Annotated in this window: 18 protein-coding genes, 3 tRNA genes and 1 pseudogene; 9 read left to right on the top strand and 13 right to left on the bottom strand. The window is 65.3% G+C overall.

The window, feature by feature from the left end:
* The first annotated feature begins 33 nt into the window (after positions 1–33).
* The 6 genes and pseudogenes from AC3FNH_RS21850 (at position 34) to pgi (ending at position 7937) form a co-directional block, all read left to right on the top strand.
* Positions 34–1389, top strand: coding sequence for an amidase (locus AC3FNH_RS21850; protein WP_488721554.1), 1356 nt, complete (start codon positions 34–36; stop codon positions 1387–1389).
* 139 nt (positions 1390–1528) lie between these two features.
* Positions 1529–2494: a TRAP transporter substrate-binding protein gene (locus AC3FNH_RS21845; protein WP_488721533.1), complete on the top strand. Its 966-nt coding sequence runs from the start codon at positions 1529–1531 to the stop codon at positions 2492–2494.
* 69 nt (positions 2495–2563) lie between these two features.
* Positions 2564–3115 (top strand): TRAP transporter small permease subunit, encoded by a 552-nt coding sequence (locus AC3FNH_RS21840; RefSeq protein WP_488721532.1) that lies wholly within the window; start codon positions 2564–2566, stop codon positions 3113–3115.
* A pseudogene (locus tag AC3FNH_RS21835) lies at positions 3115–4426 on the top strand (TRAP transporter large permease). The gene AC3FNH_RS21840 and the pseudogene AC3FNH_RS21835 overlap by 1 nt, the downstream one beginning before the upstream one ends.
* Positions 4427–4507: 81 nt before the next feature.
* Positions 4508–6088 carry an NAD(P)H-hydrate dehydratase gene (locus AC3FNH_RS21830; RefSeq protein WP_488721531.1) on the top strand — a complete coding sequence of 527 codons (1581 nt, stop codon included), beginning with the start codon at positions 4508–4510 and terminating at the stop codon, positions 6086–6088.
* Between the two features lie 214 nt (positions 6089–6302).
* On the top strand, positions 6303–7937 hold the full coding sequence (pgi, locus tag AC3FNH_RS21825; RefSeq protein WP_488721530.1) for a glucose-6-phosphate isomerase: 1635 nt from the start codon (positions 6303–6305) through the stop codon (positions 7935–7937).
* On the opposite strand, the gene AC3FNH_RS21820 is transcribed toward pgi, so the two are convergent.
* On the bottom strand, positions 7934–8632 hold the full coding sequence (locus AC3FNH_RS21820; protein WP_276097565.1) for an ABC transporter ATP-binding protein: 699 nt from the start codon (positions 8630–8632) through the stop codon (positions 7934–7936). The genes pgi and AC3FNH_RS21820 overlap by 4 nt on opposite strands.
* On the opposite strand from AC3FNH_RS21820, the gene AC3FNH_RS21815 reads away from it, so the two are divergent.
* Positions 8631–9287, top strand: coding sequence for an arylesterase (locus AC3FNH_RS21815; protein WP_488721529.1), 657 nt, complete (start codon positions 8631–8633; stop codon positions 9285–9287). The genes AC3FNH_RS21820 and AC3FNH_RS21815 overlap by 2 nt on opposite strands.
* A 71-nt stretch (positions 9288–9358) precedes the next feature.
* Here AC3FNH_RS21815 and AC3FNH_RS21810 read toward each other — a convergent pair whose 3' ends face one another.
* The 8 genes from AC3FNH_RS21810 to mnmC all read right to left on the bottom strand — a co-directional run bounded on the left by AC3FNH_RS21810 (position 9359) and on the right by mnmC (position 20370).
* Positions 9359–11308 carry a SurA N-terminal domain-containing protein gene (locus AC3FNH_RS21810; RefSeq protein WP_488721528.1) on the bottom strand — a complete coding sequence of 650 codons (1950 nt, stop codon included), beginning with the start codon at positions 11306–11308 and terminating at the stop codon, positions 9359–9361.
* A gap of 195 nt (positions 11309–11503) precedes the next feature.
* Positions 11504–11580, bottom strand: a tRNA-Asp gene (locus AC3FNH_RS21805).
* A gap of 45 nt (positions 11581–11625) precedes the next feature.
* Positions 11626–11701, bottom strand: a tRNA-Val gene (locus AC3FNH_RS21800).
* Positions 11702–11943: 242 nt separating this feature from the next.
* Entirely contained in the window at positions 11944–14355 is a 2412-nt protein-coding gene (gene lon, locus AC3FNH_RS21795) for an endopeptidase La (protein WP_276100732.1), read from the bottom strand.
* 255 nt (positions 14356–14610) lie between these two features.
* Positions 14611–15888, bottom strand: a complete 1278-nt coding sequence (gene clpX, locus AC3FNH_RS21790; RefSeq protein WP_276097567.1) for an ATP-dependent Clp protease ATP-binding subunit ClpX — start codon at positions 15886–15888, stop codon at positions 14611–14613.
* A gap of 226 nt (positions 15889–16114) precedes the next feature.
* Positions 16115–16765 (bottom strand): ATP-dependent Clp endopeptidase proteolytic subunit ClpP, encoded by a 651-nt coding sequence (gene clpP / locus AC3FNH_RS21785; protein WP_211948088.1) that lies wholly within the window; start codon positions 16763–16765, stop codon positions 16115–16117.
* A gap of 90 nt (positions 16766–16855) precedes the next feature.
* Positions 16856–18211, bottom strand: a complete 1356-nt coding sequence (gene tig / locus AC3FNH_RS21780) for a trigger factor (protein WP_488721527.1) — start codon at positions 18209–18211, stop codon at positions 16856–16858.
* Positions 18212–18363: 152 nt separating this feature from the next.
* Positions 18364–20370 carry a bifunctional tRNA (5-methylaminomethyl-2-thiouridine)(34)-methyltransferase MnmC2/FAD-dependent 5-carboxymethylaminomethyl-2-thiouridine(34) oxidoreductase MnmC1 gene (gene mnmC, locus AC3FNH_RS21775; RefSeq protein WP_488721526.1) on the bottom strand — a complete coding sequence of 669 codons (2007 nt, stop codon included), beginning with the start codon at positions 20368–20370 and terminating at the stop codon, positions 18364–18366.
* Between the two features lie 117 nt (positions 20371–20487).
* Here mnmC and AC3FNH_RS21770 point away from each other — a divergent pair, with 117 nt between their 5' ends.
* Positions 20488–21345, top strand: coding sequence for a 23S rRNA (adenine(2030)-N(6))-methyltransferase RlmJ (locus tag AC3FNH_RS21770; protein WP_276097570.1), 858 nt, complete (start codon positions 20488–20490; stop codon positions 21343–21345).
* On the opposite strand, the gene AC3FNH_RS21765 is transcribed toward AC3FNH_RS21770, so the two are convergent.
* The 3 genes from AC3FNH_RS21765 to AC3FNH_RS21755 form a co-directional block, all read right to left on the bottom strand.
* Complete coding sequence (locus AC3FNH_RS21765; protein ID WP_488721525.1) at positions 21342–21725, bottom strand: VanZ family protein; 384 nt, start codon at positions 21723–21725, stop codon at positions 21342–21344. The genes AC3FNH_RS21770 and AC3FNH_RS21765 overlap by 4 nt on opposite strands.
* An 80-nt stretch (positions 21726–21805) precedes the next feature.
* Positions 21806–22756 carry an SOS response-associated peptidase family protein gene (locus AC3FNH_RS21760; RefSeq protein WP_488721524.1) on the bottom strand — a complete coding sequence of 317 codons (951 nt, stop codon included), beginning with the start codon at positions 22754–22756 and terminating at the stop codon, positions 21806–21808.
* A gap of 136 nt (positions 22757–22892) precedes the next feature.
* Positions 22893–22979: transfer RNA gene (locus AC3FNH_RS21755), tRNA-Leu, on the bottom strand.
* Positions 22980–23307: 328 nt separating this feature from the next.
* Here AC3FNH_RS21755 and AC3FNH_RS21750 point away from each other — a divergent pair.
* Positions 23308–23733, top strand: coding sequence for a hypothetical protein (locus AC3FNH_RS21750; RefSeq protein WP_488721523.1), 426 nt, complete (start codon positions 23308–23310; stop codon positions 23731–23733).
* Positions 23734–23770: 37 nt separating this feature from the next.
* On the opposite strand, the gene AC3FNH_RS21745 is transcribed toward AC3FNH_RS21750, so the two are convergent.
* Entirely contained in the window at positions 23771–26881 is a 3111-nt protein-coding gene (locus AC3FNH_RS21745) for an efflux RND transporter permease subunit (RefSeq protein ID WP_488721522.1), read from the bottom strand.
* Positions 26882–26887 lie beyond the last annotated feature (6 nt).

Here is a 26887-nt window from a genome sequence, read left to right as displayed (position 1 = left end):
AGCGATTGCACCCTGCCCGCCTCCACGCCCACGATGCTTCCAGACCTCAATACCCTGAACGCCCGCCTGCGCGAAGGCACCACCAGCCGCGCCGAACTGGTCGAGACAGCCGCCAATGCGGCGACCGACGTGCGCGCGCAGGCGGTGTTCCTGCACAGCACCTTCGATACCGCCCTCCAGACCGCCCGCGCCGCGGATGCCGCATGCCGTGCCGGCAAGCCCCTGCATCCGCTTGCCGGCCTGCCGGTCTCGGTCAAGGATCTCTTCGATGTGGCCGGCGAGGTCACGCGCGCCGCATCGGCGGTACGCCACGACGCTGCGCCAGCCAGCGCCGATGCCGCCGTGGTCGCGCGCCTGCGCCAGGCTGGCGCAGCCATTGTCGGCCGCACCAACATGACCGAGTTCGCGTTCTCGGGCGTGGGCATCAATCCCCATTTCGGTACGCCGGTGAACCCGGCCAGCGCGGATGGCGTCGCCCGCATCCCCGGCGGATCGTCTTCCGGCGCGGCGGTCTCAGTGGCCCTCGGCCTGGCCGTGGCAGCGCTCGGCAGCGATACCGGCGGATCGATCCGCATTCCGGCGGCCCTGTGCGGCCTGACCGGTTTCAAGCCGACCACGCGACGCGTGCCGCTCACCGGCGCCTTTCCGCTGTCCTACACGCTGGACACCGCGTGCGCCATGGCCCGCACGGTCAATGACTGCCTGATGGTCGACAGCGTGATCGCCGACAGCGCGCTGGTGCCGAGCGCCCCGGCGCCGGCGGCAATCCGCCTGGCCATTCCGCGCCAGGTACTGCTGGATGACCTCGACCCGGTGGTCGCGCGGGCCTTCGACCGCGCGCTGGGACGGCTGTCCGCTGCTGGCGTGCAGCTGGAACACACCGATCTGCCCGAGCTGGCCGAACTTCCGGACCTGAACGCCATGGGCGGCTTCAGCGCGGCCGAGGCCTACTCGATCCATCGCCAGATGCTTGCCGCGCGGCGCGAGCTCTACGATCCGCGTGTGGCGATGCGCATCGATCGCGGCGCGGCCATGGGCGCGGCCGACTATGTCGACCTCGCCCGCGCGCGGATCGACTGGATCGCCCGGGTCGAGGCCCGCCTGGCGCGCTTCGACGCGGTGGTCTGCCCGACCGTACCGATGGTCGCCCCGGCCATCGCGCCGCTCTGCAGCGACGATGACCTGTTCTTCCGCACCAACGCGCTGCTGCTGCGCAATACCTCGGCCTTCAATTCCCTTGATGGCTGCTCGGTTTCGCTGCCCTGCCACGCGCCCGACGAACTCCCGGTCGGGCTGATGCTGTCCCACGGTCCGATGCACGATACGCAACTGCTCGGCACGGCGCTTGCATTGGAAGGCATCGTGCAACCCGGCCCGCGCGACGAATAAGCCCGCCGCCGCAACGCTGATCTTGCGCCTGGCGTGGCCGCCTTTGTATGGCGGTCACGGCCAGCACCAGGTAGTACGCCAGCTGTACCCAGCTGTACCACACGCGCCTTCCGCGGCGCGCACACCAGGAGAGATCGAGATGCGAGTCAAGGCATTCGTTGCGGCCAGCCTGGCGCTGATCGTCATGTCAGCAAAGGCAGACACCAGGTGGGACCTGCCCACCGGCTATCCCGCGGGCAACATGCACACCGAAAACCTGCAGCAGATGGCCAGCGAGGTGGACAAGGCCACCGGCGGCAAGCTGAAGATCGTGCTGCATCCGAACGGGTCGCTGCTCAAGGCCAACGAGATCAAGCGCGGCGTGCAGACCGGCCAGGTCCAGATGGGCGAGGTGCTCATGTCCACCCTGGCCAATGAGAACCCTGTCTATGGCGTGGACGCCGTGCCGTTCCTGGCCACCAGTTACACCGACGCCTACCGGCTGTGGCAGGCGTCGCGCCCGGTCACGGAAAAGCTGCTGGACAGGCAGGGCATGAAGCTGCTCTACGCCGTGGCCTGGCCGCCGCAGGGCATCTATGCCAACAAGCCGCTGAACGCGGCCGCGGACATGAAGGGCCTGAAGTGGCGCGCCTACAATCCAGCCACCTCGCGCATTGCAGAACTGGTCGGCGCCCAACCGGTCACGATCCAGGCGGCCGACCTGGCCCAGGCGCTGGCGACCGGCACGGTCAACTCCTTCATCTCGTCGGGTGCGACGGGTGTCGACACCAAGGTGTGGGAAAGCGTGAAGTACTTCTACACCGTGGATGCCTGGCTGCCCAAGAACATGCTGGTGGTCAGCAAGAAGGCGTTCGCCGCGCTGGACAAGCCGACCCAGGACGCCCTGCTCAAGGCCGTGGCGGAAGCCGAAAAGCGCGGCTGGCAAGTGTCGGAGCAGAAGACCCGGGACTATCTCGCCACGCTGTCGCGCAACGGCATGACGGTGCAGCCGCCCTCGCCGCAGTTGAAGACCGACATGCAGAAGGTCGGCCAGGCCATGGTGGAAGACTGGGCAAAGAGCGCGGGCGAGGACGGCAAGGCCATCCTGGAAGCCTACCGCAAGTAGCCCGCTGCACCCACGGCGAAGGCGCGCGCCTTCGCCTTCCTTCTACCGCTGGCCACCACACCGTCCGCCATGGCATCCCCCACGCCCCGCAAGCGCTGGCTCGACCGGCTGCTTGACCTGTGCGCCGTCCTGGGCGCGCTCTGCATCCTTGCTGTCTGCGCCATCATGATCCTGATGTCGCTGTCGCGCGAAACCGCCTTTATCTTCAAGGGCGGCGACGACATCGTGGCCTGGCTGTGCGCGGCCTCGGCGTTCCTGGTCCTCGGCCAGACCTTCCAGCACGGCGGCATCGTGCGCGTGGAAATACTGCTCGAAGCGGCGGGACCGCGCCGGCGCCGCGCACTGGAACTGCTGTCGCTGACCCTCTGCCTCATCTTCGCCATCTATGCTGCCTGGGCGCTCGGCACCTTCGCGTGGCAAAGCTGGGAGATCGGCGATGTCTCGCAAGGCCAGATCGTGATCCCCCTGTGGATTCCGCAGAGCTTTGCCGTGATCGGCTGCATCGGCTTCATACTGGCCGTCGCCGACGAATGGCTGCGCGTGCTGCGCCGGCAAAAGCCGCGCTACCAGCTGGCACAGGAAGCAAAGCTGGCCGCCGGCGATTTCGGGGAGTCGGTCTGATGAGCACGGTCCTTGTCGCGCTCGTCCTGCTGCTGGTGATGATCGTCTTTCTGGCCATCGGCGCCTGGATACCCGTCGCCATCGCCGTGACCTCCTGGGTCGGCCTGGTGGTCTTCTCCGACCGCGAGGCGCTGGTCAACCTCGCCAATGCGTGGTGGTCGTCGAGCGCCTCCTATACGCTGGCCTCGTTGCCGCTGTTCGTGTGGATGGGCGAGATCCTGTTCCGCACGAAGCTGTCCGAGCAGATGTTCAACGGCCTCTCGCCATGGCTGAACTGGCTGCCGGGCCGGCTCATGCACGTCAATATCCTCGGCTGCGGGATTTTCGGCTCGGTGTCCGGCTCGTCGGCAGCCACCTGCGCGACGATCGCCAAATCGGCGCTGCCCGAACTCACGCGGCGCGGCTACGACGAGCGCGTCACGCTTGGCTCGCTGTCGACGGCCGGCACGCTCGGCATCCTGATTCCGCCGTCGATCACCATGGTCGTCTACGCGGTATCGGCCGATGTCTCGATCATCCGCGTGTTCCTCGCCGGCTTCCTGCCCGGCCTGCTGCTGATGCTGCTGTTCTCGGGCTATATCGTGGTCTGGGCCCTGCTGCACCCGGACCGGACGCCGCCAGCGGAACAGTTCGGCTGGAAGGCGCGCGTGGCCTCGATCCGCCGGTTGATGCCGTGCATCATCCTGATCGGCTTCATCACATGGATCATGATGGCGGGATACTCCACGGCCACCGAGGCCGCGGCCTACGGCGTGGTCGCCTCGCTGGCGCTGGCATGGGCCGGTGGCTCGCTGACACGCGCGGCGTTCTGGGAGACCCTGATGTCGGCCACCCGGCTTACCGCGATGATCATGTTCGTGCTCGGTGCGACCTCGTTCCTGTCGGTCACCATGAGCTTCACCGGCATACCGCGCGCCCTGGCCGAGTGGGTGGCCGCGCTGCACCTGTCGCCCTGGGCGCTGATCGCGGTGCTGACGGTGATCTACATCCTGCTCGGCACGGCCCTTGACGGCATCTCGATGATCGCGCTGACCACGGCCACCGTATTGCCCATGGTGCATGGCGGCTGGCTTCGACCTGGTATGGTTCGGCATCTTCATCGTGCTGCTCGTGGAGATCGCTGAAGTCACGCCGCCGGTGGGCTTCAACCTGTTCGTGCTGCAGAGCATGACAGGCAAGGACAGCAACTATATTGCCCGGGTATCGTTGCCCTTCTTCATGATGATGGTCGTGGCGATCGGCATCATCACGATCTGGCCGGCCCTGGTGACTTGGCTGCCGGACGCTGTCATGCAGAAGGAACTCAGATAGGGAGGACTGGGCAATGGCATGCGGTTCCGGCAAGATTGGCACTGACCAGATGGCATCGGCCCCGGCTGAACCCGTACCCGTATGAACCCGACGCAACCTTGTTCCCCGATCCCGGCTGAAGGCTGGACGGCGCTGGCCGCCGATTCGGCGCAGGCCATTCCGCTCTACGATGTCGACACCATCCGCCGCATCGAGAACGCCGCGTTTGCGCGCCTGCCGTCGTTCGAACTAATGTCTCGCGCCGGCGGCGCGGCCGCCGGCTGGCTGGCGCAGCATGTGCCCGAGGGATTGCTGCTGTTCCTGGCCGGGCCCGGCAACAACGGCGGCGACGCGCTGGTCGCCGCGACACGCCTGCACCAGGCCGGGCGCGATGTGCGGGTCTGGCTCACTGCGGACCCCTCGCGCGTGCCGGCCGACGCAACGCGCGCATGGCAGGAAGCCAGCGCCGCGGGCGTGCCCATGGCGGCAATGGCAGCTACAGCCGCCTGGCCGGCAGGGATGGCGGCAGTGGTCGACGGCCTGCTCGGCATCGGCCTGAACCGCGCCGCAAGCGGCACCATCGCCGCGTGGATCGAGCGCCTTGCCCAGGCGCCGGCACCCGTATTCGCGCTCGATATTCCAAGCGGCCTGTTTGCGGATACCGGTGCCGGCGAGCCCGCCGTGCGCGCCTGCCGCACGCTCACGTTCCTCGGTGCCAAGCCTGGCCTGCTCACGCTGGATGGACGCGACTGCGCTGGCATTGTCGATATCGCACCGCTGGGCCTGGACCTTCCGCCCACACAGACGCCGCGGGCCTGGGTGAACGGCCCGGCGCTGTTCCGGGACGCGCTGCCGGTGCGCCGCCATGCCGCCAACAAGGGCACGTTCGGGTCGCTCGCGATCATCGGCGGCAATACCGGCATGACCGGCGCCCCGCTGCTTGGCGCACGCGCGGCGCAGTGCCTCGGCGCCGGGAAAGTCCATGTCGGCTTTCTGGCGCCGTCAGCGCCCGCCATCGATCCTGTCCACCCCGAGCTGATGCTGCATTCGCTGACCGACCTTGCTCCCGGGGCGATGTCGGCCCTGGTCATCGGGCCGGGCATGGGCACCGATCCCGGCGCACGCCAGGCCCTTGCGCAATGGCTGGAAGACGCCGGCCGCTGCAACGATCCGCCTGCGCTGGTCCTGGATGCGGACGCCCTCAACCTCCTGGCCGCCGATGCCGGGCTGGCTGCCACGCTGTCAGCGTCGGGACTGTCGCGCATCATGACGCCGCACCCGCTCGAAGCCGCACGCCTGCTGGGCTGCCATGTGGCCGCGGTGCAGCGCGACCGCCTGGCAGCAGCCAGTACGCTGGCGGAACAGTGGCAAGCCGTCGTCGTGCTCAAGGGCTCCGGATCCGTGATTGCCGCGCCCGGCACACCGGCCAGCGCGATCAACCCGACCGGCAACGCGGCGCTGGCAAGCGCGGGCACAGGCGATGTGCTGGCCGGCATGGCCGGCGCGCTACTGGCCCAGGACATGCCGCCGCTGCAGGCGGCGCAGGCGGCCGTATGGATACATGGCCGCGCCGCCGACATGCTGGTGGCAAACGGCACAGGGCCGGCGGGGCTCGCGGCGAGCGAACTCGGCATTCCGGCGCGTACGATCTTCAATGCGCTGTTGCGCGGGGAGGCGGGTTAGCGCAATGCGGCCGGTGCATCAACGGACACAATTGCACCGGATCATTGCCACAATCGGACAAAGGCCGACAGGCTCCCGGATACGACTGCGCTACCGTTTCATCTCGTAACGATAACTGCACCGAATTAGCGTGATCGAGGCAAGACACGCTTTATACTTGCAGCTACCCGGCAGTTCGCCGGCACCGAGCTCCTGCAACGAATCTGTACCCTGCATGCCTACCAACCTTCACGCCTGGAACGCCCTGCTGCAGCATCACGACGCCATTCGCGACGACCAGATGCGGGATTGGTTTGCCGATGGCGGCGAGGATCGTGTCAGGCAGTTTTCGCTGGAAGCGGCTGGCCTGTACCTGGATTACTCAAAGAACCGGATCACGCCGCAGACCATGCAGCTGCTGTTGCAGCTGGCCGACGAGGCCGGTGTCCCGGCGCGTCGGGATGCCATGTTTGCCGGCGAGCATATCAACGCCACCGAGGACCGCGCTGCCCTGCACGTTGCGCTTCGCGCCACCGCCGGTGCCGGCTTCAGGGTTGATGGTTTGCCTGTGATGCCGTGCATCCAGAACGTCCTGGTTCGCATGCGAGCGTTCGCTGAAGCCGTCCGCAGCGGTGCGTGGACCGGCGCAGCCGGCGAACGCATCACCGATGTCGTGAACATCGGCATCGGCGGCTCCGACCTTGGCCCGAAGATGGTGTGCCGTGCGCTGTCGCACCTCGCACATGATGACGGCCATTCCGGGCCGCGCATGCACTTCGTATCGAACGTCGACGGCACCGAACTGGCTGAAGCCCTTGAGCGCCTTGATCCGCGGCGGACGCTCATGATCGTCTGCTCGAAGACCTTCACCACGCTGGAGACCATGGCCAATGCGCACAGCGCGCGGCAATGGTTCCTGGCCAATGGCGTGGCCGAGGACCAGTTGGCCCGGCACTTCGTCGCGGTGTCGACGAACGTGGAGGCCGTACGCGCATTCGGGATCGACCCGGCCAATATGTTCGAGTTCTGGGACTGGATCGGCGGCCGCTTCTCGCTGTGGTCCTCGGTGGGCCTGTCGATTGCGCTGGCGGTTGGCTTCAATGCCTTTGCCGACCTGCTGGCCGGCGGCCGTGCCATGGACGAGCACTTCCGCACCGCGCCGCTCGAACGCAACATGCCTGTCGTGCTGGGCATGCTCGGCATCTGGTACCGCAACTTCTTCAACCTGCCGACCAGTTGCATGGCACCCTACTCCACGTCGCTGGAGCTGTTCCCGGCGTTCCTGCAGCAGCTGGAGATGGAAAGCAACGGCAAGTCCGTGCAGCTCAACGGGCGGCGCGTGCGCACGCATACCTGCCCGGTCGTGTGGGGTTCCGCGGGCACCAATGGCCAGCATGCGTACTTCCAGAAGATCCACCAGGGATCGCAGATCGTACCGGTGGATTTCGTTGCGCCACTGGTGCCGCCGCGCGAACTGCCCGGCCACCATGCCAAACTGCTGGCCAACTGCTTTGCCCAGGCCGAGGCGCTGATGCGCGGCCGTTCCGCCGAGGAACTGCGAGCGGCCGGCATGACCGACGAGCTGCGCATCGCCCATATGGTTTTCGAGGGCAACCGCCCCAGCAATACGCTGCTGATGGAAGACCTGACGCCGCACGTGCTGGGTGCCCTGATCGCGCTCTATGAGCACCGGACCTTCGTGCAAGGTGTGGTCTGGAATATCAATTCCTTCGACCAGTGGGGTGTGGAGCTTGGCAAGATCCTGGCTCGCCCGATCGAAGCCGAACTGAACGGCGCCGAAGCCAGTCAGCACGATGCGTCCACGGCAGCGCTGATTGCCAGGGCCCGCGGCGTGCTGGCGCGAGGCTAGACTTCGGTTGCCATCCACTCATCGCTGGCCACGCGGCCAGCGTCGATCGTCAGTATGCGGCTGCAGCGTGCCGCCACCGAACGGTCGTGGGTAACCAGCACCAGCGTGGACCCGGCATCGCGGTTGAGCTCGAACATCAGCGCGATCACGGCCTCGCCAGTGGACGTATCGAGGCTACCCGTAGGCTCGTCGGCAAACAGGATGTCAGGACGCGTGACAAAGGCGCGGGCCAGCGCCACGCGCTGTTGTTCGCCACCCGAAAGCGTGCGCGGATAGTGATTGAGCCGCGCGCCCAGGCCGACGCGCTCGAGCATATCTGCCGCCCGCTCCCTGATCCGATCCGTTTCCCCGCGCAACTCGAGCGGCAACATGACGTTCTCCAGCGCGGTCAGGTGCCCCACGAGCTGGAACGACTGGAACACGAAACCGACATGCCGTCCCCGCAGCGCGGCGCGCTGATCCTCGTCCAATGCGAAGAGATCCTGGCCCATGAGCCGCACCATGCCGCTCGTCGGCAGGTCCAGCCCGGCCAGCAAGCCGAGCAGCGTCGACTTGCCCGAGCCCGATGCCCCCACGATGGCGAGCGTTTCGCCGCCCGTGACGGAAAACGTGACGTCGTGCAGAATCGTCAGCGAACCAGTCGTGTCGGCAACGGTCTTTCCCAATGACTCGACGTCGAGGATGGAAGAGGACATGAAGAGTTGGATCCGAAGCAGTTGGCACAAGGCGGCACTGGCCGCCTGCATGGCATTCATGGTGTCGGCGGGAACCGCCGCCGCGCAGGCGGCGCCTGCCGTACTGGTGCTTGGCGACAGCCTCTCGGCCGAATATGGCATTGCGCGCGGCTCTGGCTGGGTCAGCCTGTTGCAGCAGCGCTTGCAGAAAGAGCGCCTTGATTATAGCGTCGTCAACGCAAGCATCAGCGGCGAGACTACGATCGGCGGCAAGACGCGCCTGCCTGACCTGCTGGCACGGCATCGCCCTGCTGTGGTCATCGTGGAGCTTGGCGCCAATGACGCCTTGCGCGGCCTTGCGCTGCAGTTCACCGAGTCCAACCTGCGTACGATCGTTGGCGGCGCACAGAAGGCCGGCGCCCGGGTGCTGCTGATCGGCATGCGCATCCCGCCGAACTACGGCCAGGACTACACTGAGAAATTCTTCGCGCTCTATCCGCGGCTGGCTCAGGAATTCAAGGCGCCGCTCGTGCCCTTCTTCCTCGATAAAGTCATCTCGCGCCAGGACTGGTTCCAGCCGGACCGCATCCATCCGACTGCGGATGCCCAGCCGGCCCTGCTGGACACCGTGTGGCCTCAGCTCAGGCCCCTGCTAAGACCCGCCGGAAAAGGCTGACGACACAGCACGCACACTGCAAAAAAAGACCCCTGCGAGATTTGCAGGGGTCTTTGTCGCTGGCGCGGGACTTATTGCGCCGCCGCTTCGCTGCCAGCCGCCGTATCGGCCGCCGCGACTGGCTTGAGGATCTTGACCTTGGAGCGTGCCTTCAGGCTCTCATAGTAGGCCCCAAGCTCCGTCTGGCCAGCCAGTTGCGCAAGCTGCTGCGCCTCGGCCTGGCGCTGGCCGCTGTTGGCCTGTTGCGGCTGGGTGATCTTGGTGATGCGGTAGACCGCATAGCCGTTCGCGCCCAGGTCCACGCCGACCATCGCGGGCAGCTTCGTGGCATCCGCCCGCATGATGGCTTCCACGGCCTTGGGCTCCACACCTTCCGCCTTGGCGCGCGACACCATGGTTACGCTGCCGAAGCCCTGCGCGCTGTCGCTCTTCTTCAGCGCTTCCAGTCGTGCCTCGCCATCCTTGCGGGCCAGTTCCGCCGCTTGCTGGGCGATGTAGCCTTCGCGGACCTTGGCTTCGACCTCCTCGAACTTGCGCACCGTCGCCGGGCGGTAATCCGCGATGCGGGCCGCAACCAGCGTGGTCGGGCCGACCTGGACGGCCTCGGTGTTGCGCTTGTTCTTGATTGCGTCATCGCTGAACAGCGCCTTGAGCAGTTTCTCATTGTTGAGCGGGCTGTTCTGCCCCAGCGCCGGGTTCGGCTGGCGGGTCACGCCATCCGCGGTCTGGATCGTCAGCTTGAACTTGTCGGCGGCCGGCTTCAGGCTGTCGGACTGTTCGTACACCATATTGCCAAACGCGTCGGCATCCTCCGCGTACTTCTTGGCGGCAAACTGCTTGCGCAGCTCGGCCTCCAGCTCGGGCCGCACGGCATCGAGCGGCCTGGTTTCGGCCGGCTTGATGCCGGTCAGCTTGATGATGTGATAGCCATAGTCCGTTTCCACCACGTCGCTGATCTGGCCGTCCTTGAGCGCGTACATGGCATCCTCGAACGGCTTGACCAGCGCGCCATGACCCATGAAGCCGAGGTCGCCGCCCTTTTCCGCCGAACCCGGATCCTGCGACTGCTTGCGCGCCACATCGGCAAACGTGTCGGGGTGCTTGCGCAGGTCTTCCAGCAGCTTGCCTGCCCTCTCCTTGGCCGCCTGCCGATCCGCTGCCGGCGCATCCTTGGGCGCGGCAATCAGGATATGGCTCGCGCGGCGCTGCTCATCCGTGCGAAAGCGCGCGATATTGCTGTCGTAGTAAGACTTCAGCTGCTCCGGCGTAACAGCCTGCGCCGCCGCCAGTGCATCGCCAGAGAGCACGACGTATTCCACCTTGGCCTGCTCGGGCACCGAGAACGCAGACTGATGGCTCTCGTAATACGCCTTCAGTGCGGCGGCATCCGGCTGCACCTTCGCCGTGTAGTCGGCCGGCTTGAACAGCAGCGCCTGCACATCGCGTTGCTGGTCACGCACGGCGATCAGGCGATCGAGCAGCGACTTGGGCACGAACGCCGTGCCGGCGATCGAGGTGCCCAGCTGCTGCGTGGCCAGGTCAAAGCGCATGCGCGCATCGAACTGCTCCGGCGTCATGCCTTGCGCGGCCAGCAGCTGCAGATAGGCCTTGTCGTCGATCGAACCGTCCTGCTTGCGCGGCAGTTGCGCAATGGCCGGAATGCTGTTGATCGCCTCGAACAAGCGCGCGTTCGATACCGTCAGGTGCTCGCGTGCCACCTCGTTGGCCACCACGCGCTGCAGGATCAGCTGGTCCATCACGCTCTTGCGCAGCGCCGGGCCTTCGAACTGGCGCGGATCGTAGCTGGCGCCAAGCATCTGGCGCATGCGTTCGCTTTGTTCACGCACCACATTGTCCAGTTCCTGCACCGTGATCGCGCGGCCGTCGACCTTCGCGACATCGTGCGAGCTGTCCATGAAGCGCGAATAGCTCTCCACGCCGAAGAACACGAACGAAGGAAAGACAAGCAGCAGCAGCAGCAAAAGCATCAGGCGCCGGTTGTTGCGTACGAAATCAAGCATGCGGACTCGGGTAAGAGGGTTGGCACGAGGGTCAAACCCCGCGATTCTAGCAGGAGCCGGGCGCTGCACCGCCATTTGCCGGCCAGCGGCGGGATACGGATGTCTGCGTGCGATTGCAGCCATGCCACGGTCGGCAGCACCGGCGCCGAAAAACAAAAATGCCCGCTTAAGCGGGCATTTTTGCGTTGCATGATCTGGCGGAGTGGACGGGACTCGAACCCGCGACCCCCGGCGTGACAGGCCGGTATTCTAACCGACTGAACTACCACTCCTTTGTCGGTCCCTGCAATCGATCCGGCACATGCGCAATGGTGAAGTGGTGGGTGCTGAGGGGCTCGAACCCCCGACCTACGCCTTGTAAGGGCGCCGCTCTACCAACTGAGCTAAGCACCCACTGGACCATCGCAGGCTTGGCCGCCTGCAGGATATCTCGCTTCGCACGATTCGGCGGTTACTGCCTGGTTGCCGCTGTTTGCGTTGCGAGGCCGCGATTGTAATACGAGAGATTTCGATTTGCCAAGCACTGATCGCAATAATCTTTCGCAGGCCAAATACGCACATCCGACTCGCGCCCGCCAAAGAAAAAAGCCGCGGTGTGACACCGCGGCGTTCTTTCCGTCTGTGCAGCAAACGGATCAGTGGTGGATCATCTCGACCTTGGCCGTTGCCTTGTCCGCCACCTCGGCGGGCTTGGCATCTTCCTCGGGCAGCGGCTCGGGCTTGCGCTCGAGTGCCAGTTCCAGCACCTTGTCGATCCAGCGGACCGGCACGATCTCGATGGCGTTCTTCACGTTGTCGGGAATCTCGGCGAGATCCTTGACGTTCTCCTCCGGGATCAGCACCAGCTTGATACCGCCACGGTGGGCGGCCAGCAGCTTTTCCTTGAGGCCACCGATCGGCAGCACTTCACCGCGCAGCGTGATCTCGCCAGTCATGGCCACATCCGCACGCACCGGAATGCCGGTCAGCACCGACACCAGCGCAGTCGTCATGGCGCCGCCGGCCGACGGACCGTCCTTGGGCGTGGCACCCTCGGGCACGTGGATGTGGATGTCGCGCTTCTCGAACATCTCATCCGCAATACCCAGGCGACGTGCCCGCGAACGCACCACCGAACGCGCAGCCTCGACCGACTCCTTCATCACGTCGCCCAGCGAGCCGGTACGGGTGATGTTGCCCTTGCCCGGCATGATCGCGGCTTCGATGGTCAGCAGATCGCCGCCCACCTCCGTCCACGCCAGACCGGTCACCTGGCCAACCTGGTTTTCCTTGCCGGCCAGGCCGAAGTCGTACTTGCGCACGCCCAGGAACTTGTCGAGGTTCTCCGAATCGACCTTGATCGTGCCCGACTCCTTCTTCAGCAGCAGGAGCTTGACCGCCTTGCGAGCGATCTTGGACACCTCGCGCTCGAGCGAACGCACACCGGCTTCGCGCGTGTAGTAGCGGATGATGTCGCGGATCGCTGCATCGGTCACCTCGATCTCGCCAGCCTTCAGACCATTGTTCTTGATCTGCTTGGGCAGGAGGTAACGCGTGGCGATATTGAGCTTCTCGTCCTCGGTGTAGCCCGACAGGCGAATCACTTCCATCCGGTCCAGCAGCGGCGGCGGGATGTTCAGCGAGTTCGACGTCGCCACGAACATCACGTCGGACAGGTCGAAGTCCACTTCGATGTAGTGGTCCTGGAACGTGTGGTTCTGTTCCGGGTCCAGCACCTCGAGCAGCGCCGACGACGGATCGCCGCGGAAATCCATGCCCATCTTGTCGATCTCGTCGAGCAGGAAGAGCGGATTGCGCACGCCAACCTTCGACAGGCTCTGCAGGATCTTGCCCGGCATCGAGCCGATGTAGGTACGGCGGTGGCCACGGATCTCGGCCTCGTCACGCACGCCACCGAGTGCCATGCGCACGAACTTGCGGTTCGTGGCGCGCGCCACCGACTGGCCGAGCGAGGTCTTGCCTACGCCGGGAGGCCCGACCAGGCACAGGATCGGCGCCTTGACCTTGTCCACGCGTTGTTGCACGGCAAGATACTCAAGGATGCGTTCCTTGACCTTCTCGAGACCGTAATGGTCTTCATCGAGCACGCGCTCGGCATTGGCCAGGTCGTTGTTGACCTTGCTCTTCTTGCGCCACGGCAGGTTCACCAGCGTGTCGATGTAGTTGCGCACGACGGTGGCTTCCGCCGACATCGGCGACATCAGCTTGAGCTTCTTGAATTCGGCATCGGCCTTCTTCTTGGCTTCCTTCGGCATGCGCGCAGCCTTGATGCGCTTGTCGAGTTCTTCCAGGTCGGCGCCTTCTTCGCCCTCGCCCAGCTCCTTCTGGATGGCCTTGACCTGCTCGTTCAGGTAGTACTCGCGCTGGCTCTTCTCCATCTGGCGCTTGACGCGGCCGCGGATGCGCTTTTCCACCTGCAGGATGTCGATCTCGCCCTCGAGCTGCGACAGCAGGCTTTCCAGGCGTTCGGTCACATTGACCATCTCCAGGATCTTCTGCTTTTGCTCGAGCTTGATCGGCAGGTGCGCGGCGATGGTGTCGGCCAGGCGCCCTGCCTCGTCGATCCCCGACAGCGAAGTCAGGATCTCCGGCGGGATCTTCTTGTTGAGCTTCACGTACTGGTCGAACTGCGACACGATCGCGCGGCGCAGAGCCTCGGTCTCGGCGCTTTCAACCGGCGCGGGCGGCACGGGAACGGCTTCGCACATGAAGTGCGACTCGTCCTCGCTGACCTCGCGGATGTTTGCACGCTGCGTGCCTTCGACCAGCACCTTCACGGTGCCGTCCGGCAGCTTCAGCATTTGCAGGATATTGGCGATGCAGCCGACCTCGTAGAGGTCGTCGGCGGTCGGTTCGTCCTTGGCGGCGGTCTTTTGCGCCACGAGCATGATGCTCTTGCCCGACTCCATCGCAGTCTCTAGCGCCTTGATGGACTTCGGGCGTCCCACGAACAACGGGATCACCATGTGCGGAAACACCACCACGTCGCGCAGCGGCAACAGTGGGAGGCGAATCGGCTCGGCCGGGAGGAGTTGTGTTCCGGACATCATTTTCCCCAAGTCAGTCATTTAAGGCGTAAATTGGGCCGCCCAAATCGATTACAAGATACCGAGACGAAACCGATTTGGATTGACAGGCTGATGCCGCATCCTGCACTTGCAGGCCCCTCTGGAACAGCATACCCGCGTTTCCTCCTCTTCGTCGGTTGAATTAAACAAAAAAAGCCGCTCGCTTCTACGCGAGCGGCCTTGCTGGCTGGCTGCCGTGGGCTCCTGACCACTTTACCCCGGACAGCGCTCGCGTCAGTTGGAGCCTGACACCTTCGGCTGCTGCTCCTCATACATCAGCAGCGGCGGTGCATCCCCGTTGATAGTGCTTTCGTCGATGACCACTTTCTGCACGCCCTTGTAGTTGGGCAGGTCGTACATGACGTCCATCAGCGATTGCTCAAGGATCGATCGCAGCCCGCGCGCACCCGTCTTGCGCCGGATCGCCTTGCGCGCGATGGCCGACAGCGCCGCGGGGCGGATTTCCAGTTCGACGCCCTCCATCGCCAGCAGCTTCTGGTATTGCTTGACCAGCGCATTTTTGGGCTCGACCAGGATCTGCATCAGCGCAGCTTCGTCCAGCTTGGCCAGCGTGGCGACCACAGGCAGACGGCCGATCAGCTCGGGAATCAGGCCGAACTTGATCAGGTCTTCCGGCTCGGTCTGCGGCAGCACCTCGCTGACGTCGCGCTCTTCCTTGCTCTGCACCTGCGCGGCAAAACCGATGCCGGTCTTGTCCGAGCGCTGCATGATGACCTTCTCCAGACCGTCGAACGCACCACCGCAGATGAACAGGATATTGGTGGTGTCAACCTGCAGGAAATCCTGGTTCGGGTGCTTGCGGCCACCCTGCGGTGGCACCGAGGCCATGGTGCCCTCGATCAGCTTGAGCAGCGCCTGCTGGACGCCCTCGCCCGACACGTCACGCGTGATCGACGGGTTGTCCGACTTACGCGAGATCTTGTCGATCTCGTCGATGTAGACGATCCCGCGCTGCGCCTTCTCGACTTCGTAATTGCAGTTCTGCAGCAGCTTCTGGATGATGTTCTCGACGTCCTCGCCAACATAACCGGCTTCGGTCAGCGTGGTCGCGTCCGCGATCACGAATGGCACGTTGAGCAGCCGGGCCAGCGTTTGCGCGAGCAGCGTCTTGCCCGAACCGGTCGGGCCGATCAGCAGGATGTTGCTCTTGGAAAGCTCGACATCGTCCTTCTTGCCAAGATGCTTCAGGCGCTTGTAGTGGTTGTACACCGCTACAGCCAGGATCTTCTTGGCCTGTTCCTGGCCAATCACATATTGATCCAGGCTCTCCCGGATCTCATGCGGCGTAGGCAGGTCTGAGCGCGTCGTCGCGGCAGCATCTTTCTCGGATGCGGTGGCTTCGTCACGGATGATTTCGTTGCACAGGTCGATGCATTCGTCGCAAATGAACACCGACGGGCCGGCAATCAGCTTCTTCACTTCATGCTGGCTCTTGCCGCAGAAGGAGCAGTAGAGAAGCTTCTCGCTGGATGAACCTTTTTTTTCCGCCATAGGAATCAGTCACTTAGCAGTGTGCGCACTGCAGCACGGGGGGTGCCGCAGGAGTACGCTTCTAACGCATCATACGCCAAAACAATTTGCCCAGACGGCGGGGGTTACCCCGCCTCGTGGGACAAATGCAAAAAACGAGGCACAAGGCCTCGTTCCGGTGTAGCCTGTGCCGTTTCGGCCAGCCAACGAGCCGCCGCGTCCAACTTTACCGCAGCGGCCCGCAGCGTCAGCCGCGGCGGGCAATGACCTTGTCGATCAGGCCGTAATCCACCGCCTGGTCGCCGCTCATGAAGTTGTCGCGATCGGTGTCGCGTGCGATCTTCTCAACCGGCTGGCCGGTCACTTCGGACAGGATGCTGTTCAGGCGCTCGCGCAGGTACAGGATCTCGCGTGCCTGGATCTCGATATCGGAGGCCTGGCCACGCGCGCCACCCAGAGGCTGGTGGATCATGATGCGCGAGTTCGGCAGTGCGGAGCGCTTGCCCTTGGCACCGGCCGCCAGCAGGAATGCACCCATGCTCGCCGCCATGCCCATGCACAGCGTCTGCACATCAGGCTTGACGAACTGCATGGTGTCGTAGATCGCCAGGCCTGCCGAGACCGAACCGCCCGGCGAGTTGATGTACAGCGAAATATCCTTGTCCGGGTTCTCGCTTTCCAGGAACAGCAACTGCGCCACCACCAGGTTGGCGGTCTGGTCATTGACCTCGCCAACCAGGAACACCACGCGCTCCTTCAGCAGGCGCGAGTAGATGTCGTAGGCGCGCTCGCCCCGGCCGGACTGCTCGACGACCATCGGCACCAGCCCCAGACCCTGGGTTTCCAGCGCCGACGCCTGCGTGGTGGCGAGACGGTCAAGCAAATCATTGCGGGTCATGCAAGTTCTCCAGGGTATCGTTGGATGACAAGGAAAGCCGGGCATCACATCCCCGCACCAAGGCGCGGGGGCTGCGAATCATGCCGGACCTCAGGCTTGCTGTGCGTTGCCTTCGGCGGTCAGTTCCTCGAAGGACACCGACTTGTCGGTGACCTTGGCCTTGTCGCACACGAAATTTACCACGTTGTTTTCGAGCACGTAGGCTTCCATCTCGGCCAGGCGCTGCTGGTCGCCGTAGTACCAGCGCATGACTTCCTTCGGGTCTTCGTAGCTCTTGGCAAAGTCTTCGATCTCGGCCTTGATCTGGTCAGCCTTGGCTTCCAGGCCGTGGGCCTTGACGATCTCGGCCAGGATCAGGCCCAGCTTGACGCGGCGCTCGGCTTGCTGCGTGAACATCTCGGCCGGAATCGGCATATCCTTGGCGTTCGGCATGCCACGCTGCTCGAGGTCGCGGCGAGCCATCTCCACCAGGCGCTCCTGGTCTTGCTCGATCAGGGCCTTGGGCACGTCCAGCTCGCTCACCTTCAGCAGCGCTTCCATGACCTGGTCCTTCAGCATGGAGTGCGTGCGGCGCTTCACTTCGCGCTCGAGGTTCTCGCGGATGTCGGCGCGCATCTTCTCGATGCTGCCGTCGGCGATGCCCAGCGACTTGGCGAATGCATCGTTCACTTCCGGCAGGTGGGCCCACTCGATCTTCTTCAGCGTGACGGTGAACTCGGCGGTCTTGCCGGCCACGTCCTTGCCGTGATAGTCGGCCGGGAAGGCCAGCGGGAAGGTCTTGCTCTCGCCGACCTTCAGGCCCAGCGTGGCGGCCTCGAATTCCGGCAGCATGCGGCCTTCGCCCAGCACGAACGGGAAGTCCTCGGCCTTGCCGCCGGCGAACTCCACACCGTCGATCTTGCCGACGAAGTCCAGCGTCACGCGGTCGCCGTTCTGGGCGGTCACGTCGTTGCCACCGTCACCGTGCTCACCGGCTTCGCCACGCACGTGGTAGTGCACGCGCTGCTTGCGCAGGATGTCGATGGTCTTGTCGATTTCGACGTCGGTGATATCGGTCTTGGTGCGCGTCACTTCCGCACCGGTCAGGTCACCCAGCTTGACTTCCGGGTACACCTCGAAGGTGGCGTCGAACGCAACTTCGTCCGCGCCCACGCCTTCGGTCTTGATCTCGAACTTCGGCTGGCCGGCAACCTTGACGTCCTGCTCTTTGGTGATGTCGAAGAACTTGCGGGCAGCCTTGTCGAAGCGGACTTCGAATTCGACTTGCTGGCCGTATTGCTTCTCGACCATCTTCATCGGCACCTTGCCCGGACGGAAGCCCGACATCTTCACCGTCTTCGACAGGCGAACCAGGCGCTCCTGCTTTTCCTTTTCGACTTCGGCCTTGGGAATGGCCAGGGTCACCTTGCGGTCCAGTTTGCCGAGGTTTTCAATGACGTTCGACATGGTCGTGATCCAATCCAGAAATGTAGTTGTGTTCGTAGCGCAATCGCTTGCGCGCCGGCCAGTCCGGCACTGGCGCGTGCCCGCGAGTTGCAAGCTCCGCGCAAACGGAAAACGGACATTATCGCACGGTTTCCATCCGCTTCCGGCAGTTTTTACCCTGACGCACCATCGGAATGCCCTTCGGCGCGGACGATTTGCCCATGACGCAGTGCGCGCAGAAGCAAGCGCGCCGGATCCATGGCATCGGCCAGGTCGGCTTCGAGCGGGAGCGGCTCGCCCTCGATCTGGCTGACCAGAAGTTCCGCGCCCAGTGCAGCCCACGTGAGGCCGCGCGACGCAAAGGCAAGTGCCGCGTAAAGCCCTGGCATGCGCGGAATATCGCGCAAGTGCGCTCCACGCAGTGCCGTTGCCGCCGCTGCCGCCGCGGCCTCGTCCGGCATCTGGCCGATCAGCGGCAGGCGGTTGTGGGAGACGGTACGCACCCCGACATAGCCGCTCATCGTAGCGGGATCCAGGCCGTTGACCGCGGCCGAAATACCGGGCAAAAGCCCGGCCAGGCGCGCAAGGTTCGCGGCATGCACCTCCGTCCGCGCGACCAGTGGCCCATCGTCCGCTTCATAGCTCGAACCCACTCTCGCGCTGCCGTCATCGGCCACGGGCAGCAGGTACCCCGCCCCTGTCACCACACAGTCAGGCCACTGACCGAGTGCGCCGACCTGCTCCGGCGCGAGCGTGCTGAGCTGCCCTCGGACACGGCGCATCACCTGGTGCCGCATCGGAGCGAGCCGTGCTGCCTCGTGGGCATTGGCCAGGATCATGACGGGGGCCGACGCGAGAACAACCCCGTCGTGACCGATGGCCTCCCACGCATCGTTGTGCCGGCGGATACGGTCCACACGCGCACCGAACCGCGCGTGCACCGCATCTCCCGCGCGGCGCAACTGCGCCTTGCAGATATCCGGCGGCGCGACCCAGCCGCCCTGGGCGAACCAAAGGCCGCCGCGCGGCACACCGGCGCCGTGAAGCGATGCGGCTTCCGCGGGCGTCATCCAGCGCACGAAGGACTCCGGCAGGCCGAGCACCTCGAGCGCCGCACGCTGCGCTTCGGACTCTGCTTCGTTTTCGCCGATCTGGAGCACCCCGCAGCCATGCCATCCCACCGGATGTCCGGCATCAGCCAGCGCCCTCCAGGCGCGCAGCGCATACTGGTTCCCGGCGCGCGAAAGGCGGGACAAGAGGCTGTCGTCGGCCGAAATGTGCGCGTGCATGGCAGCGGCACGATGGGATGAAGTCTGCCTGGCCGGGCCGTCGTGGGCATCCAGCAACGTCACCTGCCAGCCGCGCGAAGCCAGCCGCTCCGTCAGCGCGCACCCTGCCAGCCCGGCGCCGATCACGATGGCATGCCGGGCCTTCCAGTCCGCGGCGGGGCTGGGCGCATGTCGCCTCGACTTCCACACCGGGCGGAACGTGGCAACCGTCATGTCGCGCTTGCCACCGAAGCCCGGTGCCTTGCGCGCATCGAAGCCGGCCTCCTGCAACCCGCGGCGCACGAACCCCGCCGCCGTATAGGTGGCGAGCGTGGCGCCCGGCCGCGCCAGGCGTGCCAGTCCGCGGAATACCGCGGGCGACCACATATCCGCATTGCGCGACGGAGAGAACCCGTCCAGGTAGAACGCATCCGCACCGGCGACCAGCTTGGGCAGTACGGCCTCGATATCGCCGAGCGCCAGCGTCAGTGTGACGCCGCCATGATCGAACGCAAGCCGGTGAAGACCTGGCAGAGCATCCGGCCACGCAGCCTGCAGCTGGGTGGCCAGAGGCAGCAAGTCCGCAAGGCCGGCGTGCAGCTGGGCCAGCCCTTCACGCGTGAAGGGGTGCTTCTCGATCGAAACGAAGTGCAGCCGGGTGCAGCGCTGCGGATCATTGCGCCATGCCTGCCAGGTGGCCAGGAAGTTCAGCCCCTGCCCGAAACCGGTCTCGATGATGACGAACTGCTCACGCCCGGCCCAGGCCTGCGGCAGCCCGTTGCCGCCAAGGAACACATGATGCGCCTGCGCCAGCCCTCCTTCGGTGCTGTGGTAGACGTCGTCGTAGCGGGGGGAATACGGGGTGCCTTCGGCAGACAGGATGGGCTCGGCGGGCTCGAGTGCGCGCGGCATATACGGGACAGGAAACAGGTACGGGAGTCAGGGGGCGACTCGCGGCGGATGGTAGCATAGCGCCCCGTCCTGCAACCCGGCACGGCCTTCCCCGCCGCCGCCCCGCGCTGATCCGCCATGCTGTCCTACCGCCACGCCTTCCATGCCGGCAATCATGCCGATGTCCTCAAGCACGCCGTCGTCGTGCAATTGCTCGAGCACCTGACACAGAAAGACAAGGCGTTCTGGTATATCGACACGCACGCGGGCGCCGGCCTCTATGCGCTGGATCATGCCTATGCGCAGAAGAAATCGGAGTTCGAGACCGGCATCGCTCCGCTCTGGCGTGCGGCGGCCAGCGGCACCCCGCTGCCGCCAATGCTGGATGAATACCTGGACCAGGTGCGCGCCTTGAATCCGGATGGGCAACTGCGCCATTATCCGGGCTCGCCGTGGCTGGCATGGCAGATGCTGCGCGATCAGGACCGCCTGCGCCTGTTCGAGCTGCACAGCACCGAAATCCAGGTGCTGCGCGACAACTTCCGCGGCGCGGGCCGCAAGGTCATGCTCTATGACGGCGACGGCTTCGGTGGCATCAAGGCCATCCTGCCGCCGCCTCCGCGCCGCGCGCTGGTGCTGATCGACCCGTCCTATGAAGACAAGCAGGACTATGCGCGTACCGTGCAGACTGTCCAGGACGGACTGCAACGCTTTGCCACCGGCGTTTATGCCGTCTGGTACCCGCAGGTCCAGCGCCGTGAATCCGTGCAGTTGCCGGTGCAGCTGAAGAACTTGCCGCTCAAGAGCTGGCTCCATGTCAGCCTGACCGTGAAGCATCCCGTTGCAGGCGGGCTCGGCCTGCATGGCAGCGGCATGTTCATCGTCAACCCGCCCTGGCTGCTCAAGGAATCGCTGCAGCAGGCCATGCCGGTGCTCAAGGAACTGCTGGCGCAGGATAGCGGCGCCAGCTTCGTGCTTGAGTCGGAAGAGAGCTAACCGCGCGAAGCGCCGGCACCCAGCCGGCCAGCCCGGGCGAGCAACCAGTCCAGCGCCAGGGCAGCCAGCAGCCCGATGGAGTCAGCCAGCACGTCCGCCGGATCCGCATCGCGATACGTCGTCATGCCCTGCAGCAGCTCGATCAGTACGCCGTATCCGACCAGACCCAGCAGCGCGGCCGTACGCTGGCGCCCATAAGCCCGCCTGCCCAGCCAGCCGAGCACCAGGAAGGCCAGCACGTGGTTGGCCTTGTCCCAGCCCGTCGTGGGCATGGGCTGCGTCGGCGGCATCAGCGCCAGCACCAGCACGGCGATCAGGCACGGCCAGAACAGCAGGCGCCATAAGCGCGGCGTCAGCCGGAAAGCGGGGTGGAGACTCATGTGGTGGCGTAGTGACCCAGACGAACCCGCATACTAACGGTTCGCATGGCTTCCCGCGCATCGCGCGGATGCCAGCTCGCTCAGGCAGCCAGCTTGCAGTCGAAGTACAGCGGTTCGCGATCGTCCAGGATGGCCTGCATCGCAGCCAGGTCGGAGGCATCCGGGTTAAGCCACGCATCGAGTTGCCCGGGGCGGATTGGAACGATGCAGCGGTCGTGTCCGGCGGCGGCCACTTCCGGCGGCGGCTCGTCGGTGATGGCGGCGAACGAGTACAGGTCCTGCCCCCTCTCCTCGCCCGGACTCACCGACCACAGGCAAGCCACCAGCATGTCCTGCGGCGGCCGCGGATGGAATGCCAGGATGACGCTCTCCTCTGCCTCCCCCGGCCGTAGCGCACGGCGCTCAGCCTTGTGGCGCGGCACATGCTCGTAGAACGCGGTGATCACCGCCACGCCGTGGCGATGCCCGAACAACGGGCGCCAAGCGCGCTCCAGGTTGTCGCGGCGCGCATTGTAGGTGCCGGGCCGCTTGCGTTCGTCGGCTTCCGTCCAGCCTGGCAGGCGGCATTGGTAGCGCATCGGCACCACCACCCGATGGCCGCCTTGCGCGATGATCACGGGCGCGTAGTAGCCCGGAAAGAGCCGGTAATCCTGCTCGGTCAGCGCCGGTCGCTGCAGGTCCGCAAGGCTCTGTTGGGCCCTGGCGATCTTGTCCGTCGAAATGCGGCGGTCAGTCTCGGCCTTCCTGGTCGGCCGCGCGGCCAGCGCCCGCTCCGCCTCGGCAAGTCGCGTTCGTTGCTGGAAAATCTCGGCCTCGAACCGGTTGGCTTGCTCCTGGTTGCCCTCCTCGACCAACGAGGCGTCAGGGCCTGCCTCGGCAAACGCCATGCGCAGCGCCTTGGGGATGCGTTGCCAGCCGCCGGTGCGGCGCTGGTGCCAGAACAACTCCACAAAGCGTTCAATGCTGATCGACGCGCCGTATTCGCGCTCGAACTTGCGGAACTCCGCCTGGATCTGGGAGGAATAGCACATGGCAATGTCCTTTCGTGCAACTCCAGCGGAGCTGGCGCAGGATCATTCTAAGCCGGGGTACCGGGAAAGGCGGCAAGTGGGCGACGCGTGCTGCGGCAGGGAAAAGTCAGCCTTTCGCCACTTGAGAAGGAGTAATTGGTGCGAGGGAGGGGACTCGAACCCCTACACCATTGCTGGCGTCAGGACCTAAACCTGGTGCGTCTACCAATTTCGCCACCCTCGCGGTCCTTGCAGCCGCCGGACGGCGGCCACGATGTACGTTGCAGCCACGGGGCGCGAAAGCAAAAAAGGCGGCTGGAACTGCCCGCCTTCCCGCATCGCCCGCTGCCGCGCTCGCGCGCCGGCTGTGCAACGAAGCAGCGGATTGTAGCGCAAGCCTCGGGGGGAATCCAGCCCCGCCCCGGTGACATAGTGCAAGCCCTCATGTGCATCGCCTTTCGCGATGGTGGTCCGCCATCTATGCTGAAGTTGTCGGACGCGCGCCGCATGCTCGCACATCATTGCAACGTGCGGGGCGCTGCCACAATGCTTCAGCCCCGCACGGAGGGGATATGAAATTACGTGCCTTGCTGTTGGCAGCCTCGATGGCGCTTGCATGGTCATCGACGGTCAGGGCTGCCGGTTGTCAGTACGACATGCAATGCAAAGGGGAACGAATTTGCCAGCAGGGCCAGTGCGTCTCCCCCGATGCGGATGATCAGGCGGACGCCGCCGCGTCCAAGCCCGCGCAAACCTCAACCAGGACAACTGCGCCCGCGACGCCGGTACCTACGGCTGCACCCGCGCCCATTGCAGCGCCCGCACCCGTTGCAGCACCAGTACCACCACCGGCACCCGCTGTTCGCGGTTGCTGCACGGTGGCCGGCAAGCTGAAGCTGGCCCCGGCCAGCGCCGGCGACACGACGCTGGTAGTCGGCGATGCGTGCCAGGGCATGACGAATTCAGGCAGGCCTGTTCCTGGCACGCTCTGCAATTGATTGGCCCTGCCGGATCCGATCGATCTGGCAGTCACGCTCAGGCTGTCACCGCCCCCACGCCCGCCTCGGGCCGCCTGACCCGGAACCATGCCGCGTACAACGCCGGCAGGAACAGCAGCGTCAGCACCGTGGCGATGATCAGCCCGCCCATGATGGCCACGGCCATCGGCCCCCAGAACAGCGAGCGCGACAGCGGGATCATGGCCAGCACGGCAGCCGCGGCGGTCAGGATGATCGGACGGAAGCGCCGCACCGCCGCTTCGACGATGGCATGCCATGCCGGCACGCCTGCCTTGATGTCCTGCTCGATCTGGTCCACCAGGATCACCGAGTTGCGGATGATCATGCCGAGCAGCGCCGTGATGCCCAGCTGGGCGACGAAGCCCATCGGCGCGCGCAGCAGCAGCAGCGTGGCGGCGGCCCCGATCAGGCCCAGCGGGCCCGTCAGGAATACCATCAGCGTGCGCGAGAAGCTGTGCAGCTGGAGCATGAGCAGCGTGAAGATCAGGAAGATGCACAGCGGCAGCTGCGCCGCGATCGACGCCCCCGCCTTGCCACTCTCCTCCTCGGCCCCGGCCACCGTGATGCGGTAGCCCGGCGGCAGTTGCCCGCGCAGCTTGCCGAGCAGCGGATCGATCTGCGCGGTGACCGTGGGACCCTGGATGCCGTCCACCACATCGGCCTGCACGGTCACGCCGAAATCGCGGTTCTCGCGCCAGATCACGCCCGGCTCGGACCGCAGCGACAGCCGCGCCACCTGCGTCAGCGGCACGACGCGGCCGGCATTGGTCGGCACCTGGATATTGCCGAGATCGGACATGGCATCACGCTCGTTGCGCGGCGTGCGCATCATGATGTCAATCAGCTTGTCGCCGTCACGGTATTGGCCGACCGGAATCCCGGTCAGCACCGTCTGCGTGACGCGCGCAATGGAGCTGGTGGTCACGCCCAGTGCGCGGGCCTTGTCCTGGTCGATGTCCAGGCGCAGCATCTTGACGCTCTCATTCCAGTTGTCGTTCACGCCAACGGTGTTCGGGTTCGCGCGCATCAGCGCCTTGACCTGGTCGGCAAGCTGGCGCACGCCCGCGGCGTCGGGACCGATCACGCGGAACTGCACCGGGTACGCCACCGGCGGCCCGTTGGGCAGCAGCTTGACGCGCCCGCGCAACTGCGGGAACTGGCTGTTCAGCACCGCGATCACGCGCTGGCGCAGCGCGTCGCGCGCCTCGGTGCTGACCGGCATCACGATCACCTGCGCCACGTTGCTTTGCGGGAAGATCTGGTCCAGCGGCAGGTAGAAGCGCGGCGCACCGGTGCCGACGAAGGTGGTCAGGCTCTGCACGTCCCGATCCTGGCGCATGGCAGCCTCGAAGCGCCTGGCTTCGGACTCCATCTGGGCAAAACTGGTGCCTTCCGGCATCCACAGCTCGACCATCAGCTCGGGCCGGCTCGAGTCGGGGAAGAACTGCTTCTCGACGAACTTGAATGCGTAGATGCCCAGCGCGAACGTCACCAGCGTGACCGCGATGACAGTCTTGCGCCAGGTCACGCACCAGTCGACCAGGCGCCGGAAGCTTGCGTAGAACGGCGTATCGAACACCTCGTGGTGCTCGCCGCCTCCCGGCCGCGACTTCAGCAGCAGGTAGCCCAGGTAAGGCGTGAAGTAAACCGCCGCCAGCCATGACAGCACCAGCGCGAGCGCCGTCACGGCGAAGATGGCAAAGGTGTATTCGCCTACCGTGGATTTCGCGAGCCCCACCGGCAGGAAGCCCGCGGCCGTGATCAGCGTGCCGGTCAGCATCGGCATGGCCGTGGAGGTGTAGGCGTAGGTCGCGGCCTCCATCTTGGAAAGCCCCTCCTCTAGCTTGCGCACCATCATCTCCACGGCAATGATGGCGTCATCGACCAGCAGCCCCAGCGCCACGATCAGCGCGCCCAGCGATATCTTGTGCAGGCCGATGCCGAAGATGTTCATGAACAGGAACGTCACCGCGAGCACCAGCGGAATGGTCAACGCCACCACCAGGCCCGGACGCGCGTCCAGTCGCAGCGGCCTGGTATGCAGGCCCAGCGAGACAAAGCTGACCCCGAGCACGATGACCACGGCCTCGATCAGCACGTGCACGAACTCGCCGACCGAACGCTTGACGGCCTGCGGCTGGTCTTGCACCTGGTCCATCTCGATGCCGACCGGCAACTGCCCCCGCAGACGTTCGAACGCCACGCGCAGGTTCTTGCCGAGCTCGATGATGTCGCCGCCCTTTGCCATCGAGATACCGAGCCCGATCACGTTCTTGCCGTTGTACCGCATGGTGCTCTGCGGCGGATCGACATAGCCGCGGTACACGTGCGCGATGTCGCCCAGGCGGATATTCGCAATACCGTTGGGGCCGCGCAGCACCAGGTTCTCAAGGTCCGCCACACTGGCGAACTGCCCGCTCACGCGCACCTGCAGGTTGTCAGTCGGCGTGACCAGCACGCCGCTGCCGTTCAGGTTGTTCTGCTGCGTGATCTGGTCGGCAATGGCATTGAGGTCGAGCCCGAGCTGGGCGAACCGGGCCTGGTTGAAGTCGATGTAGATCTTCTCGTCCTGCAGGCCCAGCAGCGACACCTTGGCCACGGCAGGCACGCGCAACAGCTCCTGGCGCACCAGGTCGGCATATTCGCGCAGTTCCTTGTAGTTGAAGCCATCGGCCGACAACGCGTAGATCGTGCCGTACACGTCGCCGAACTCGTCATTGAAGTACGGACCCCGCACGCCTGCCGGCAGCGTCTGTGCGATGTCGCCGATCTTCTTGCGCACGGTGTACCAGATCTGCGCGGTATCCCTGGCCGGGGACGTGTCCTTGAGCTGGAAGATGACCGTGGTCTCGCCCGGCTTGGAAAAGCTGCGTATCTTGTCGGCATACGGCACTTCCTGCAGTTGCCGCTCGATCTTGTCCGTGACCTGCACGGCGATCTGCTCGGCGGTGGCGCCGGGCCAGAACGCCTGCACCACCATCACGCGGAAGGTGAACGGCGGGTCTTCGTCCTGGCCCAGCCGGAAGAATGCCAGCAGGCCGGCCAACAGCAACACCACCAGCAGGTAGCGGGTCAGCGGCTGGTGCTCCAGGGCCCAGCGCGACAGGTTGAAGCGGGAATGATCCATGCCGCG

The organism is Cupriavidus sp. 22TCCZM01-5 (assembly GCF_057798915.1).
The sequence above is the reverse complement of the archived record's forward strand: the minus strand, read 5'-3'. Positions and strand labels throughout refer to the sequence as shown.